General features: G+C 61.3%; 14 protein-coding genes. 5 read left to right on the top strand and 9 right to left on the bottom strand.

Annotated elements, in window-relative coordinates; all coding sequences use genetic code 11:
• Nucleotides 1–1,644, bottom strand: a complete 1,644-nt coding sequence (locus JV201_RS17485) for a GMC family oxidoreductase (protein WP_003211605.1) — start codon at nucleotides 1,642–1,644, stop codon at nucleotides 1–3.
• Nucleotides 1,645–1,773: 129 nt separating this feature from the next.
• Between JV201_RS17485 and JV201_RS17480 the strand changes: the two genes are divergently transcribed.
• A complete protein-coding gene (locus tag JV201_RS17480; RefSeq protein WP_003211603.1) occupies nucleotides 1,774–2,664 on the top strand; it encodes a LysR family transcriptional regulator in 891 nt (296 codons plus the stop codon).
• On the opposite strand, the gene JV201_RS17475 is transcribed toward JV201_RS17480, so the two are convergent.
• The 4 genes from JV201_RS17475 to JV201_RS17460 all read right to left on the bottom strand — a co-directional run bounded on the left by JV201_RS17475 (nucleotide 2,661) and on the right by JV201_RS17460 (nucleotide 7,734).
• Nucleotides 2,661–4,520, bottom strand: coding sequence for a DUF3857 domain-containing transglutaminase family protein (locus JV201_RS17475; RefSeq protein WP_219405798.1), 1,860 nt, complete (start codon nucleotides 4,518–4,520; stop codon nucleotides 2,661–2,663). The two genes, JV201_RS17480 and JV201_RS17475, sit on opposite strands and share 4 nt — an antisense overlap.
• A 150-nt stretch (nucleotides 4,521–4,670) precedes the next feature.
• Nucleotides 4,671–5,768: a DNA alkylation repair protein gene (locus JV201_RS17470; protein WP_219405797.1), complete on the bottom strand. Its 1,098-nt coding sequence runs from the start codon at nucleotides 5,766–5,768 to the stop codon at nucleotides 4,671–4,673.
• Nucleotides 5,769–5,818: 50 nt separating this feature from the next.
• Complete coding sequence (locus JV201_RS17465) at nucleotides 5,819–7,165, bottom strand: glutamine synthetase family protein (RefSeq protein ID WP_008435874.1); 1,347 nt, start codon at nucleotides 7,163–7,165, stop codon at nucleotides 5,819–5,821.
• 11 nt (nucleotides 7,166–7,176) lie between these two features.
• Nucleotides 7,177–7,734, bottom strand: coding sequence for a helix-turn-helix domain-containing protein (locus JV201_RS17460; RefSeq protein WP_219405796.1), 558 nt, complete (start codon nucleotides 7,732–7,734; stop codon nucleotides 7,177–7,179).
• Between the two features lie 66 nt (nucleotides 7,735–7,800).
• Between JV201_RS17460 and JV201_RS17455 the strand changes: the two genes are divergently transcribed.
• On the top strand, nucleotides 7,801–8,184 hold the full coding sequence (locus JV201_RS17455; protein ID WP_003211593.1) for a DUF4440 domain-containing protein: 384 nt from the start codon (nucleotides 7,801–7,803) through the stop codon (nucleotides 8,182–8,184).
• Nucleotides 8,185–8,195: 11 nt separating this feature from the next.
• Here the strand turns inward: JV201_RS17455 and JV201_RS17450 are convergent, their stop codons facing one another.
• Complete coding sequence (locus tag JV201_RS17450; protein WP_219405794.1) at nucleotides 8,196–8,546, bottom strand: LemA family protein; 351 nt, start codon at nucleotides 8,544–8,546, stop codon at nucleotides 8,196–8,198.
• Between the two features lie 160 nt (nucleotides 8,547–8,706).
• Between JV201_RS17450 and JV201_RS17445 the strand changes: the two genes are divergently transcribed.
• Nucleotides 8,707–9,015 carry an RcnB family protein gene (locus JV201_RS17445; protein WP_003211589.1) on the top strand — a complete coding sequence of 103 codons (309 nt, stop codon included), beginning with the start codon at nucleotides 8,707–8,709 and terminating at the stop codon, nucleotides 9,013–9,015.
• A gap of 155 nt (nucleotides 9,016–9,170) precedes the next feature.
• A complete protein-coding gene (locus tag JV201_RS17440; protein ID WP_177068268.1) occupies nucleotides 9,171–10,364 on the top strand; it encodes an MFS transporter in 1,194 nt (397 codons plus the stop codon).
• A 90-nt stretch (nucleotides 10,365–10,454) separates the two neighbouring features.
• Here the strand turns inward: JV201_RS17440 and JV201_RS17435 are convergent, their stop codons facing one another.
• The 3 genes from JV201_RS17435 to JV201_RS17425 form a co-directional block, all read right to left on the bottom strand.
• The gene (locus tag JV201_RS17435; RefSeq protein WP_003211585.1) at nucleotides 10,455–10,724 is read right to left on the bottom strand and encodes a DUF1652 domain-containing protein; all 270 of its coding nucleotides are present in this window, start codon (nucleotides 10,722–10,724) and stop codon (nucleotides 10,455–10,457) included.
• An 11-nt stretch (nucleotides 10,725–10,735) separates the two neighbouring features.
• Entirely contained in the window at nucleotides 10,736–10,987 is a 252-nt protein-coding gene (locus JV201_RS17430) for a CsbD family protein (RefSeq protein ID WP_003211583.1), read from the bottom strand.
• 132 nt (nucleotides 10,988–11,119) lie between these two features.
• Entirely contained in the window at nucleotides 11,120–12,616 is a 1,497-nt protein-coding gene (locus tag JV201_RS17425; protein ID WP_003211582.1) for a PAS domain S-box protein, read from the bottom strand.
• A 175-nt stretch (nucleotides 12,617–12,791) separates the two neighbouring features.
• Here JV201_RS17425 and JV201_RS17420 point away from each other — a divergent pair, with 175 nt between their 5' ends.
• Nucleotides 12,792–13,760: a hypothetical protein gene (locus tag JV201_RS17420; RefSeq protein ID WP_177009748.1), complete on the top strand. Its 969-nt coding sequence runs from the start codon at nucleotides 12,792–12,794 to the stop codon at nucleotides 13,758–13,760.
• Nucleotides 13,761–13,802 lie beyond the last annotated feature (42 nt).

Here is a 13,802-nt window from a genome sequence, read left to right as displayed (position 1 = left end):
TCAAGCCGGTAAGGTCAGTTCTTTCTCCGGGGCGAGGCTCCTTGTGTTCGGCGAAAGGATAAGCTGCGCGGCTTTTTCCGCGATCATCAGCGTCGGTGAGCAGGTGTTGCCTGAAGTGATGCGGGGCATGACCGACGCGTCGGCGATGCGCAGGCCGGGAACCCCGTGCACTCGCAGTTGGGCGTCGACCACCGCGTCCTTGTCGCTGCCCATGCGGCAGGTGCCCACTGGATGGAAAATCGTGGTGCCAATGCGGGCGGCGGCTTCCTGCAGTTGTTCGTCCGTCTGCAGTTCTGCGCCGGGCAGGTACTCCACCGGGTTGAATTGCTTCAGGGCCGGCGCCGAGACGATGCGTCGGGTCAGGCGAATGGCGTCGGCGGCCACCCGCAGGTCTTCCGGATGGCTGAGGTAGTTGGGGCGGATCAGCGGTGCGTCTGCCGGGTTGGCCGAGCGAATATCGATGCGGCCACGGCTTTGCGGGCGCAAGTCGCACACCGAAGCGGTGAAGGCCGGGAACCCGTGCAGTGGTTCGCCAAAGCGTTCCAGGGACAGCGGTTGCACGTGGTATTCGAGGTTGGCCGACGTCTGCTCCGGCCCGGAGCGGGCAAACGCGCCAAGTTGGCTGGGGGCCATGGACAACGGGCCGCTGCGGTCGTACAGGTAGCGCAGGCCCATGCCCATCTTGCCCCACACGGTGCCGGCGATCTGGTTCAGGGTGCGGGCGTTTTCCAGCTTGTAGATCAGGCGCAGTTGCAGGTGATCCTGCAGGTTGCCGCCCACGCCGGGTAACTCGTGCAGCACATCGATGCCCAAAGGCTTGAGCACGCTGGAGGGGCCGATACCGGAGCGTTGCAGGATGCCCGGCGAACCGACGGAGCCGGCGCACAGGATGATTTCCTTGCGCGCCCGCCACGTGACTGGCTGGCCTTGCCGGCGAGCAACCACCGCCGCCGCACGGCCGTTCTCCAGGAGTACGCGGTCGACTTCAACCTCGGTCATCACCGTCAGGTTGGGCCGCTGGCGGATCGGCTTGAGAAACGCCTTGGCCGCATTCCAGCGCACGCCGGATTTCTGATTGACCTGGAAATAGCCACAGCCTTCGTTGTCGCCCTGGTTGAAGTCGCTGATGCTGTCGATACCGCTTTGCTGCGCCGCGTCACGAAACGCATCGAGGATCGGCCAGTGCAGGCGCTGTTGCTCAACCCGCCATTCACCGCCGTCACTGTGAAATTGCGAGGCACCGGCAAAATGGTTTTCGCTCTGCTTGAACAGCGGCAGCACATCCTTCCAGGCCCAGCCGGGATTGTCCTCGGCCCAGCCGTCGTAATCCCGGGCCTGGCCGCGCATGTAGATCATGCCGTTGATGGACGAGCACCCGCCCAGCACCTTGCCGCGCGGGTAGCTCAGCGCTCGGCCTTGCAGGCCTTCCTGGGCTTCGGTCTTGAAGCACCAGTCGGTGCGTGGGTTGCCGATGCAGAACAGGTAGCCGACGGGAATATGGATCCAGGGGTAGTTATCGCGACCGCCTGCTTCAAGCAGCAACACGCGATGGGCAGGGTTGGCAGACAGTCGATTGGCCAGCAGGCAGCCCGCCGGGCCGGCGCCTACCACCACGTAATCGTATTCAGCAGCTGCAGAATGCATCTGTGACCTCGCTTGTTTTTCTTATTGGTCCCATCCTAGTTGTTAGTTTTCGTCTTAAAAATGTTAGTTTTTACCCAGCTGCTGTGCGTTTTTAGACAACGCTGCTGTTCAGGGGAAGAAGGGGAAGGCATGTTCGACTGGAATGATCTGCGGTTCTTTCTTGAGTTACAGCGTAGCGGGCGCTTGCTCACGGCGGCGCAACGCCTGAAAACCACCCACGCCACCGTGGCCCGGCACATCGAGGCCATCGAGAAAAGCCTGGGCACTGCGCTGTTCGTGCAGCACGCCCAGGGTTACGAACTCACGCCCTCCGGCGAAGCCCTGCTCAAACATGCCGAAGCCATGGAAAACGTGGCGCTGCTGGCCGAAGAAGAACTGACTCATTCCGCCGCGCCCCTGGGCAAGATCCGCCTGGGGGTGGCCGAGGGTTTGGGCGTGATGTTCCTGGCCAGTCGCATGGGCGGCCTGTTCGAACGCTACCCGGGCCTGGAAGTGGAACTGCTGGCAGTGCCACGGTTTGTCAGCATCCTCAACCGCGAAGCGGAAATCAGCATCCACCTCGAACGCCCCAGCGTCGACCAACTGGTGACTCGCAAACTCACCGACTACCGCCTGGCGCTCTACGCCAGCCGCAGCTACCTGGACCGCACACCGCCGATTGAAAAACGCGAGGACCTGGCGGTGCACGCCTGGATCGATTACGTCGATGATTTACTGTTCAGCCAGGAACTGAAATTCCTCAGCAGTTTCTGCCGCAACCCCAAAGTGGTGTTCCACAGCACCAGCGTGATCGCCCAGCACCAGGCGGCGCGCTCGGGGTTGGGAATTGCCGTATTGCCGTGCTTCATGGCGGCGAGCGACCCGGATCTGGTGCCGCTGCTTCCGGCGGAGAGCATCCAGCGCAGCTACTGGATCAGCTCCCGGCGCGAGTTGCACAAGTCGGTAAGGTTGCGGGTGTTGTGGGATTACCTGGTGGAACTCTGCGCGCGGGAGCAAGGGGTTTTGCTGGGGGAGGGTTAGAGCTTCACCACCTGATGCACCTGCTCACCACAGGCACGGATCTCCTTGATCATCTTTTCAAACGGTGCGCTGACAATTTCATCGTGGGCCAGCCAGCGTATTTTCTGCGTCAGGACGTAGTGATAACGCCAGTCGCCCTTGACGCGCTCACCCGTCAGGTCCAGGTCGTACCACGGCGAGCGTACCTGGCAAGCCTTGATGTCCTTGTCGATCTGCCCACCCGACAGTGTGATGGTGTAATCCAGCGTCTCGGGGTTGCCTATGTACAAGTCGGCCAGTTGCCCATTGCGGCGGTAGTTGAGCAGACCGTCCCATTTCTCTTGCAGCAAGGCATCGTTGTAGACGTGGTCGTTGCCCAGCGGTTCCAGGGGCCGCATGTCCGTCAGGGTGGCGCTGACCTTGTAGCTGGCCGGGATCAAGAAGGCGGTGGCGGGGCGCTCGACCTGGCAGTCGGTGATCTGTTTGCCGAAGTTGTCGCAGATGTTCTGGTCGCTGGCGGTGGCGCCTTGCTGGCGGTCGGCGACGCTCAGTTGCATCAGCGGCATGCCGCGAAAATCAACGGTGGCCGAGACCCGGGCGGTGCCCTGGGCGTCGAAGCGCTCCTGTTTGTCGAGGATCAACGTGGGGGCGGCGGGTTGCAGCGGGATGTGTTCTTCACGTACCTGGCCCTCGGCGTTGGTCACCAGCACCCAGCGGTCCTGGATGTCGGGCAGGGTCTGGCCGGGGGCGAAGATCGGGTTGGTCGGGTCCAGCCACCACACCTGGCCATCGACTTCGGCGCGGACGATGGCGTGGTTCGGCGCGCCGGTACCGGGAATCAGCAGCGGGTTAACCACATCGCCGCGGCTGACCCAGGCCGGTTCGGCCTTGATTCCGCTGGCCTTGAGCATGGCCGCCAGCAGCGTCGAAAGGTCTTTGCAGTCGCCGTAGCCGTGCTGCTCGATCTCCGCCAGGCTGAAGGGCACATAGCCGCGATCCGAGGCGCGCCAGTCGCCCAAGTAACGATAGTGGTCGTTGATGTGCTGCATCAGGCCGGCCACCTGTTGTGCCGGTGGCAAGCCGCGAACGGCGGCCACGGCGGCGGCGCCCTGGGGCGGCAGCTTGGCGCCGAGGATCTGGTTGTAGCGTTCGGCAAAGCCGCCGAAGTACTGCTGGCGATCCAGGGAGCTGCCGACTTCGATACGCGGGGCGTGGCGTATGTAGGCGTTGGCGGATTCGTTGATGTAGCTGAGGTAGGTCGGGGCCTTTTGCACCACGTCCAGGGTCTTGCGATTGGCCGATGGCGTAATGCTGAAACCCTCCATCAATTCGCTGCGCCACTCGATCGGCCGCTCGGCGGTGAAGCGTGCCTTGAAGTGGTCGCGCCGTGCGGCGTTGGGGCCGAACTGCAAGGCGTAGTAGAACTCGGTCATCAGCGGTTTGGCCGGGTGATGTTCGCGCACCGTGTAGCGGATTTGCGTGCCGACCCGCAGGTTGGGAAACGCCAGCGAGGTCTGTTTTTCCCGGGAGAAACCCTGGTCCGGGTTGGGGGCGGTGCGGGTGTCGATTTGCGTCGGGTCCAGGGGCACAGGTTTGCCGCCGGGCTGGGTGGACTCGGCCTTGATCAGTTCGAAGCCGTCTTCTTCCTGGTAGCTGAAGTCGATCCGCGAGAGCATTTCGCGGCCGCTTGGCTTGAGGATGGTGAAGTGAAAGCGGGTAGTGCAGTCGACGCTGGCGTCGCGGTTGAAGTGGCAATGCAGCTCGGTGTCGCTGGCCAGCGGGGCTTCGGCCATTGGTTGCAGGGCGGCAAGCGCGCTGTGACTGGCAAGCCCCCAGCTGATGCAGATCAGGGGACGGTAAAACGAAAAACGGAGCATGGGCGCCTCAGGTGGAACATTGACACAAGTACCCTAGGGGTACTGAGAAGGCGCCGGATGATAATGGATCGCAACACGAATGCCTAGCATTGTCCGACAATTAATTACGCTGTAAGGCCCGATCTAGAGCCTTCGTTAATGTTTTAAGGATTATTTTGCGAGTTCAAACTCGACGCTTCCCAGCCGCTCACCGTTCACCAGCACGTGAACCGCATGCTTGCCGGGATAGTGCTTGCGCGTGGTCAATTCACGGATATGTTGGCCACGGCTGATGGCGTGATGTTCTCCGGCACCCAGGGTAAATGCCTTGAGCTTGAACACCTTGGACGCGCTGTGACCGGCGCTTTTCACATAGTCGATGGCGTAGTCGACCACCAGCTTTTGCGACGAATCGGCAGTGGACTCCAGGCTGAAGGACAGGTTGATCCGCTCCCCCAACTTGATCGCCGCCGGCTCGACCTTGAGTTGATGGATCTTCACTTCGGCCCTGGCCCCGGCGCCCATGATCGTCAGCGCCCGGGTGTTGCCTTGCTTGATCAGGCTGCGCAGCGCGTGGCGGGCGATCCACGCGGTGTGGGGGTTATCCAGGGACCAGCCTTCGATCAGGCCCAGCACCCAATCCGGATGGTCCTTGGTGATGTCGTTGAGGTGGTTGGCCACCGACTTGCGCACGTAGAGGCTGCTGTCGGCCTTGAGATTGTCGAGGATCGAAGCGCACAGGTTCGGATCGGCCTGCACCTCGGCCAGGCGAAACGACCATGGCAGCCGTGGCCGTGAACCTTCGCTGGCGAGGCGTCGTACGTGTTCGTTGTCATCCAGCGACCATTGCTGCATTACGGCCAGGGTGCGCTTGAAATCCCTCAGCAGGAAATGCCGCACGGCAAACTCGGCGGAGCCGAAGGTGGTGAAGTACTTGAGGGCAGCCATGGAGCGCTTGAAATCATCGCCGCCGTAGCTGGCAACGTAGTGGGGCAGGAACAGGCTGACAAAGGCGCTGTTCAGCCGAGGGGCAAGGGCATACAGCAACTTCAGGGTTTGCGGATAATCCAGCGGGATCACAGCGTTCAGGCTTTCGCTGACCCGCCCCATGCGCTGCATCACCGACAGGTCTGCCAACCCGGCCTTGGCGTGTTTGAGAAAACCCTTGGCGTCGAACGCCGGGTACACCGCGGTCATTTCGCTGGCGATGTGTTGCAGGCGTTCGGCGTTGAAGATTTCCTTCAGGGCCGGGGCGCTTTGGTCGGTCATGGGCAAGTCCGCGGTTAGCCAGAGATGCCCACGAGGCTAACCATCAGTGCCTAGAGATACCAGCGATATTCCCGCGCATGAATTTCCTGCTGGAATGCCAGGTGGTCCTGGCGTTTGTTTTCGCAATACACGTCGACAAACTCCGCGCCCAGGCCTTCGCGCAACGTCGGCTGATGCTGCATGGCGCGCACCGCCTCCAGCATTTCCAGGGGGAAGTCCGCGCCGCTGTTGCGGTCTTCGTTCAGCGGGGCGATGGGCTCCTTCGCTGCTTCAAGACCATGCTCAAGCCCCACCAGAATCGCCGCCAATACCAGATACGGGTTGGCATCGGCACTCGCCAGGCGATGTTCGATGCGCAGGTTGCGCGGGTCGGATTCAGGAATTCGCACGCACGCGTCACGGTCTTCAAAGCCCCAGCACGCGCGGGTTGCCGCGTTGACCGTGCCACCAAGGCGGCGGAAGGCGTTGTGGTTGGGCGAGAAGATCGGCATGCAGTGAGGCAGCAGTTCCAGGCAACCCGCCACCGCGTGGCGCAACGGTTGCTGCTGGTGGGCCGCCAGCAGGTTATTGCCCGCCGCATCGTACAGGCTGACGTGCACATGCATGCCGCTGCCGGGGTGTTGCAGGTAAGGCTTGGCCATGAAGCTGGCGCGATAGCCGTGCTTGAGGGCCACGCCACGGGTGCTGCGGCAGAACAGGGCGGCCCAGTCGGCGGCGCGCAGGCCGTCTTCCAGGTGGCCGAAATTGATTTCGAACTGGCCGGGGCCGAGTTCGGCGGTGATCACCGTGATGTCGATGCCCTGGGCCTTGGCCGTCTCGACCATATCGTCCAACACCGGCGCAAAGCGTGACAGGCGCTCGATGTGCAAGTTGGGCTGGTCGTCCGCGTCATCACTCAGCGGGTCGCGGGCAAATTGCGGCAGGCCGTCGCTGAGCTTTTTGTCGAACAGGTAGAACTCCAGCTCGAACGCGACCACCGGGTGAATGCCTTTGCGCTGCAGGCGTTCCAGCACCTTGGCCAGTACTTCCCGGGGTTCGAATTCGATGGGCGCTTCGGTGCCGTCGGAGGTGATCAACATCTGCCCCAGCGGCTGCGCCTCCCAGCTCACCGGCTTGAGGGTGCCGGGCACCAGGCGGCGGTTGGCGTCCGGGTCGCCGTCGTGGAAGCAATAGTCGCCGATCTTGAACAGGCCGCCCTGGGCACCCAGCAGCACCGCGTTCTGCGGCAGTTTCAACGGGCTGCCGGCGGCGACCTTTTCCAGCATCTCCACCGGGTAGCGCTTGCCGTAGAAATGCCCGGGAATGTCCAGGGCAATCAGGTCGACGTAGCGCACATCGGGATGGTTCTGGCGAAAGGTCCGGACTTCGGCCAAAAGCGTGGAAGCATGGCTTTTCACGGGTGTTGCTCCTAGTTGTAGACCCACAGCACGCGGGCTGGCAGGTCGGTCAGGTTGCCGTAGCGGCAGTGGGCAAAACTGGCCAGGTGGAAGCTGTCGCCGGGGCCCAGGGTGACCGAGTCCGGCTCGCCCTCGACCCACAGCGTCAACTCGCCCTCCAGCACGTAACCGGCCTGTTCGGCACGGTCGCTCATGGTTTGTTCGCCGCTGTTGGCACCGGGGGCCAGCAGGCTGTCGAGGATCGAGAACGCGCCGTGCATGCTCGGCGACACCAGGATGTCGGTGATGCCATTGGCGTAATACACCGTGCGCCGTTCGTTGGGGCGGGTGACCCAGTCCACCGCCTTGGGTTTGGACAGGCTGTAGAAATAGGTGGTGGGCACACCGAGGGCGTGGCTGATGGCCGTGAGGTCGGCCACGGTCGGGCGCGACAGGCCGCGTTCAACCTGGGACAGGAAACCCACGGAACGCTCGATCTTTTGCGCCAGTTGCGCCAGGGTGAGCTTCTTGTGCTTGCGCAGGTCGTGGATCAGGATCGCCAGGGCCTCGAGTTCTTCTTGCTTGTCCATGGGCGCTTCGTGAAATTCTTATCAGGAAATTTCATGAAAAATTACAGGATTAATTTCACGAGAGCAATGGGTATGGAGTTGGCAGAGCATTTACGCCGCCTGGAACAGGAGCTGCACCAATGCACCACCCGTGCAGATGCGGCGCGGTTGTCGGTGCTGCTGGCGGATGATTTCGTCGAATTTGGTGCCAGTGGCAATGTGTGGGGCAGCAAGGCCGAGGTGATCGAAGGGCTGCAGGATGAGGTGTTTTCAGTCCGTAGCATCAGTGACTTTGCAATGAAGGTGCTGGCCGAAGGCGTGGCGTTGGTGACGTATCGCTGCCAGCGCGCGGCGACGGATGCAAATGCGGCGGGGGAGTCGTTGCGCAGTTCGGTGTGGCGCGAAAGCGGCGGGCAGTGGCAGATGGTGTTTCATCAGGGCACGCCGACACGTCAGCGTGCACCTGTGTAAGCGCCGGCAGGTCAGACCGTACGCTTGGCCTCGAACCCCGACAGGTTGACATCATCACGATGCCCGAGCAGCTCGGCCACCACCGAGGTCGGCGACTTGTGCTTGTAGGTGTTGTAGTTGTTGACCGAGTCGTGGAAGAGCTGGCGGGTGAACGCGACACGGCTTTCCAGGCTGGCGATTTCTGCGGTGGGTGACGAGGCATTTTGCGCCGCCGCCAATTGTTGTTCGGCCTCCTTGAATTGGCCGAAGGCTTTTTTGCAGCGATCGAGCAGGGCCACCAGTTCCCTGTAGGTGCCGAACACGTAGAGCGCGAGCAAGGTGACAACGGTCACGAAAATGATGATGACGTGGGTACCAGTCATTGGAATTCCTGAGCGGCTGGAAAAAAGAACCAATCTTATCTGATTAATCGCCGGCCCGGTCGCTGGCCGTCCACCCATCTGCCGCTTCCATCACGGCGCTGAATGATTCCACGCCGCTGCGGTCGGAATCTTTACGCGTCATTCATTGAAGGAAGTGCCCATGAAGTCCAAATCCCTTGTTGCCTGCCTGCTGGTTGCCGCGAGCCTGTCCGCCGCGAGTCTCACCGTCCAGGCCGCGGATACTCCGCAAAAAACCGTGCAGCCTTCGAATATCAATACCCGCGACCTCAAGACGGGAGACCGCGCGCCAGACATTCTGATGCGTAAGGAGTCGGCCATTGCCGACTGGAAGAAACGTGGCCTGAAGCAGCCGGAAGAAGACAGCCAGTGGGCTCGAGTGAACGACAAGTACGTATTGCTCAAAACCACCAACGGCACGATTCTCGACATCACGCCCGTTAAAAAATAAAGCGTTCAGCGGGATGGGTGATCACGCTTCATCCCGCTGCATTTGATTTTTGCATAAATGCATAAACCAGCATTTTTTTCTTCTTGTTTTGCGTTAAGGTACGTCCGCTTGCGGGCCGCAATGGTCCCTTTACCTTGACCGGAAATGAGAGCAGGATGCTTGCCACAATAAGAAATTACCCGCGTACCGTGAACCTGTTGTTGTCGGCCACGCTGATCCTCACCCTGGCCAAGGCCATCACCTTTCCGTACCTGGTGATCTACCTCACCAACCACTTTGCCCTCGACATCAGCCAGGTCGGCCTGGTGATCGGCAGCTCGTTGATCGTCGGCTCGCTGCTGAGTGTCTACGGCGGTTTCCTGGTAGACCGCATCGACAGCTATAGGTTATTGCTCAGCTTGAGTGTGGTGTTTGCCCTGGGGTTTGTCGGCACGGTGCTGGCCCGGGAAATCTGGTCGTTCTACAGTTGCCTGATCCTGATCAACCTGGCGTACGCGGTGATCGACATCGCGATCAAGTCCGGGTTTGCCAGCCTGTTGCCGGAAGATGAGCGCAGCGAAGCGTTTTCCATCAAGTACACCCTGACCAATATCGGCTATGCCGTAGGGCCGTTTTTTGGCGCGATGGTGGCCAAGCTCGATATCAGCTTGCCGTTTATCCTGTCGGCGGTCCTGGGCTTCGGGTTTTTCCTGCTGTACTGGCGTTGGGGCGACCGCACGCTGGCCACGGTAGACACCACGCAAAAGCCGGTGTCGTTCCTCGCGGTGGGGCGTGTATTGCTGCGGGATCACCGACTGGTGTGCTTCACCGTCGGCGGCCTGCTCAGTGCCGTGGTGTTCGGCCAGTTCACCGCGTACCTGTCGCAGTACCTGGTGACCACCACTACCGCCGAATACACCTACACCATCATCAGCGCGGTACTCACCACCAACGCGGTGTTGGTGATTGCCCTGCAATACGCGATTGGCCGGCGCATTTCCCACCGCTACCTGAGCCAGTGGCTGATCTTCGGCCTGGGCATGTTCATGCTGGGGGTGATTGGCTTTGCCCTGGCGAGCAACGTGTGGTGGTGGATCCTGGCGATGGCGATTTTCACCGTGGGCGAAATCGTGGTGTTTCCGGCCGAGTACATGTTCATCGACCGCATCGCCCCGGACAACCTGCGGGGCATGTACTACGGGGCGCAAAACCTCTCCAACCTCGGCGCTGCGTTGGGGCCGGTGCTGTGCGGGCTGGTGCTGGCCAACCTGCCGGCCCACTACATGTTCTACATGTTGGCAGCGTTCATTGTCGGGGGAGGGGTGTTCTATTTTATCGGGGCGTCGTTGAAAGCCCGCGACATACTGTAGGAGCACGCTTGCTCGCGAAGGTCGTTAACGATAACGCGCCACGCCTGAATGAACGCGGTGCCCGGGCGTTTTTCGCGAGCAAGCCCGCTCCTACAAAGGGCGCAGCGGCAGGTCATCCAGCCTGAGTTTACCGACGGTGTTGCTCTGCAATTCGTACCGCAACTCGTCGACCATCTTTTCCACTTCCTGCGGGGTCTGCAGCTTGTTGACGCTGATCCCGGTGACCACCAAATCCACCCGGCCGCTTTCGGCGTCGAAGACCTTGAGCGTCAACGACGCGTCACGGCACAGGGTGAATTCGCAGGTCAGGGGCGACAGGGCCTCTTCGATGCAGTTGCGCAGTTGGGAGAGCGTAAACATCAGGGTTCTCCTCAGCGACGACGCAGCAACAGGCCCAGCAGCAGGCCGACACCGGCGACGATCGCAACCGTTGCCAGGGGTTTTTGCTTGGCGAAATCGCCGACGGTGTCCAGCGCGTCACCGTAGGTTTGCTGCAACTGGCCAGCGGCCTGGCGAGCTACACCCTCGGCCTGGAGACGTTCGTCACCGGTCAGATCACCCAGAAAACCTTGAGCCTTGCCGGCCACTTTTTCGACGGCGCCTTTGACTTGTTCGCTTTTCATAATGGATTCCTTAAAGGGCATGACATCTCAACGGCACAGGACCCTAAGCCCTATGCCCACCCTTCAAGGTTAAGCAGTGCACCCCCGCGCAATAAGGCGAATTTGCACCGGTCGCACTAGTGCATTTGCACTCTATTTCGGCTTTTTAACCCGCAACTCACCGGCAAACAGCCCGCGCTCACGGGCCCACACGATGGCTGCACTACGGCTATGCACCCCCAGTTTGGAGTACACCGTGGCCACATGGTTACGCACGGTGTTGGGTGCCAGTTTCAGGCGCGAAGCGATTTCCTTGTCGGCCAGGCCTTCGCAAATCAACCCCAGTACGTCGCGCTCGCGGGCGGTCAGGTCGGTAAAGGAAATGTTCGGTACATTGGGGCTGTTGACGCTCTTGGCGTTGGCCAGTTTTTCAATCAGCGTCTGGCTGAACCATGAGGCGTCCTGCATCACTTCCTCGATCGCGGCCACCAGTTCCAGCTCGGAGCGCTTGCGTTCGGTGATGTTCATCAGCACCAGCAGGTAGCAGGGCACATCCTGGATACTGACGGTGTCGGCAGACAGCACACAGTCGATCAGCTCATTGCCTTTCTTGCGGATCTTCAGGTCGAGGCCGTCGAGGTTGCCGGCTTTTTCCAGGGTGGTGAACAGTTGCGTGCAGGCCTGGGGGCTGTCGATAAAGTCGATGTCTTCGATGGATTTGCCGATCAGTTCTTCACTGGTATAGCCGGTGATGGTCATGAAGGCTTCGTTGATATCCACCACCTGGCGGTTGGCGGCGTTGCACACCAGGGTCGGCACCGGCGTCAGGCGGAACGACTTGGCGAAGCGTTCCTCGCTCTGACGCAGGGCGGTTTCGGCCTTGCGGCGAGGCTCCAGGTCGGTGAAGGAAAACAGCATGCAGTCTTCCTCATTCATGTCCAGCGGCTGGCCGGCCACGATCACCAGTTTGCTGCCGCCTTCGGGCAGTTTCAGTTCGGCTTGCATCTGTGGAATGGTCGCGCCTTCGCCCAGGCGCTTGACGGCCAGGTCCTTGTTTTCGGCCTGTTCCAGCACGTCCAGTTCATACACCGAGTGGCCGATCACCTGGTCGCGGTTGTAGCCGGTCATCTCCAGGAAGCCCTGGTTGACCTTGATGTAGCGCAGGTCGCTCAGGCGGCAAATCACCGCCGGCGCCGGGTTGGCATTGAAGGTCTTTTCGAAGCGCTGTTCGGCGCTGGCCCATTCGGTGGCGTCGCTCAGGATCAACACCAGCAATTCCGGCTCGCCCGACGCGTCGTCGAGCACCAGGCTGCGCAGGCGATGCACCCAGACTTTTTCCTCGTCGCCGGTGGGGGTGACTTCCACCACCACATCGCTGAACTCTTCACCGTCTGCCACCCGGCTCAGAGGATAATTCTCCAGCACCAACGGGTGGTTGTTGCGATACCGCAAGGCAAAGCGCGCGGCGTATTCCTTGGTGTTGGCACCCAGGTCTTCGACTTTATCCACGCCATGCATCAGCAGCGCGGCTTCATTGGCCCAGAGTATGGTCTGGTCGGCCTCGGCGAGGATCACCCCATCGGACAAGCCGGAGATGATCTGCTGCAGTTGGCGGCGGTTGGTTTCTTTGGCGAGGACGGCCTGGCTCATGGTTTCTCCTGGGGTAAGTCGCATGGGAAGTACGACACCTGAGGCTCAGGATAGTGCAGACAAACTGCCAGGCGCGGGGTGCGAATGCACCAGTCAACCTAGTGCAATTGTGCCGAGACCGCAGGGCAGGTGCCTCGCCAAACTGGCCACCTACCCACTGTTCAAAGGATCAAACATGACCACTGTCTATGAAACCAACCGTTCGCTGTTTCGTGTGTCCTGGGGCTCGGTATTGGCCGGTAGTGCAATTGCCCTGGTGACCTATCTGGTATTGAGCGTACTTGGCACCGCGATTGGCGCCAGCGCGGTAGACCCGATGGCCGCGGGTAACCCGCTGAGCGGTTTCGGCACCGGTGCCGGGATCTGGCTGTTTGTCTCGACGCTGCTGGCAATCGGTGCCGGTGCATTCGTGGCCGGGCGCACCGCGCCGGATCGCGGCGGCCTGCACGGCGTGCTGAGCTGGACCATCACCACCTTGCTCACCACCTGGCTGCTGGCCGCGCTGGCCACCAGCGTTGTGGGAGCGGCGGGCAATGTCGTCGGCAAGGGCCTGTCGGCTGCCGGCAGCGGGATCGCCGCCGTGGCGCCGGGTATCAGCGACAGCGTCAAGCAGCAACTGAATGAGCAGGGCATCAAGCTGGACTGGAACAGCCTGCAAGGTCAGCTCGACACACTGCTCAAGCAGAGCGGCAAACCTGAACTGGACCCGGCCAACGTTGAGCAAAAAGCCGATCAGGCGGCTGCGGACGGCAAGCAGTCGGCCAACGATGCCGCGACCAACCCAGCCCAGGCTGGTGATGAATTGAAGCAGTGGTTCGAGCGGGTCAAGGCTTCCGGTGAGCCGGCGTTGAACGCGGCGGACAAGCAGGCACTGGTCAACATTGTTGCGGCCCGTACCGGCAAGAGCCAGGCTGAGGCCACCCAGATTGTCGACAACTACGCCCAGGCCTACCAGCAGGCCGTGCAGAAGGTCGACGAACTGAAGCAACAGGCTGAACAGAAAGCCCGTGAAGCCGGTGAAGTCGCGGCCAAGCAACTGTCCCGTGCTGCGTGGAGCACCTTGTTGATGTTGCTGCTGGGCGCAGCGTTGAGCTTCGGTGTGGGTCGCCTGGCGATTTCCACCCGTCGTGTACCGTTGGCCTGATCATGACCTGAGGTGATCTATGTGGCGAGGGAGCTTGCTCCC

This window comes from Pseudomonas sp. Colony2, assembly GCF_019382755.1.
GTDB lineage: Bacteria > Pseudomonadota > Gammaproteobacteria > Pseudomonadales > Pseudomonadaceae > Aquipseudomonas.
Note: the sequence above shows the minus strand (reverse complement) of the source record. Positions and strands in the feature narration are given on the sequence as shown.

What these genes read in the sequence shown, in the direction of transcription:
- JV201_RS17485 (WP_003211605.1), bottom strand. Translation starts at nt 1,644, where the DNA reads ATGCATTCTGCAGCTGCTGAATACGATTACGTGGTGGTAGGCGCCGGC.
- JV201_RS17480 (WP_003211603.1), top strand. Translation starts at nt 1,774, where the DNA reads ATGTTCGACTGGAATGATCTGCGGTTCTTTCTTGAGTTACAGCGTAGC.
- JV201_RS17475 (WP_219405798.1), bottom strand. Translation starts at nt 4,520, where the DNA reads ATGCTCCGTTTTTCGTTTTACCGTCCCCTGATCTGCATCAGCTGGGGG.
- JV201_RS17470 (WP_219405797.1), bottom strand. Translation starts at nt 5,768, where the DNA reads ATGACCGACCAAAGCGCCCCGGCCCTGAAGGAAATCTTCAACGCCGAA.
- JV201_RS17460 (WP_219405796.1), bottom strand. Translation starts at nt 7,734, where the DNA reads ATGGACAAGCAAGAAGAACTCGAGGCCCTGGCGATCCTGATCCACGAC.
- JV201_RS17455 (WP_003211593.1), top strand. Translation starts at nt 7,801, where the DNA reads ATGGGTATGGAGTTGGCAGAGCATTTACGCCGCCTGGAACAGGAGCTG.
- JV201_RS17450 (WP_219405794.1), bottom strand. Translation starts at nt 8,546, where the DNA reads ATGACTGGTACCCACGTCATCATCATTTTCGTGACCGTTGTCACCTTG.
- JV201_RS17445 (WP_003211589.1), top strand. Translation starts at nt 8,707, where the DNA reads ATGAAGTCCAAATCCCTTGTTGCCTGCCTGCTGGTTGCCGCGAGCCTG.
- JV201_RS17440 (WP_177068268.1), top strand. Translation starts at nt 9,171, where the DNA reads ATGCTTGCCACAATAAGAAATTACCCGCGTACCGTGAACCTGTTGTTG.
- JV201_RS17435 (WP_003211585.1), bottom strand. Translation starts at nt 10,724, where the DNA reads ATGTTTACGCTCTCCCAACTGCGCAACTGCATCGAAGAGGCCCTGTCG.
- JV201_RS17430 (WP_003211583.1), bottom strand. Translation starts at nt 10,987, where the DNA reads ATGAAAAGCGAACAAGTCAAAGGCGCCGTCGAAAAAGTGGCCGGCAAG.
- JV201_RS17425 (WP_003211582.1), bottom strand. Translation starts at nt 12,616, where the DNA reads ATGAGCCAGGCCGTCCTCGCCAAAGAAACCAACCGCCGCCAACTGCAG.
- JV201_RS17420 (WP_177009748.1), top strand. Translation starts at nt 12,792, where the DNA reads ATGACCACTGTCTATGAAACCAACCGTTCGCTGTTTCGTGTGTCCTGG.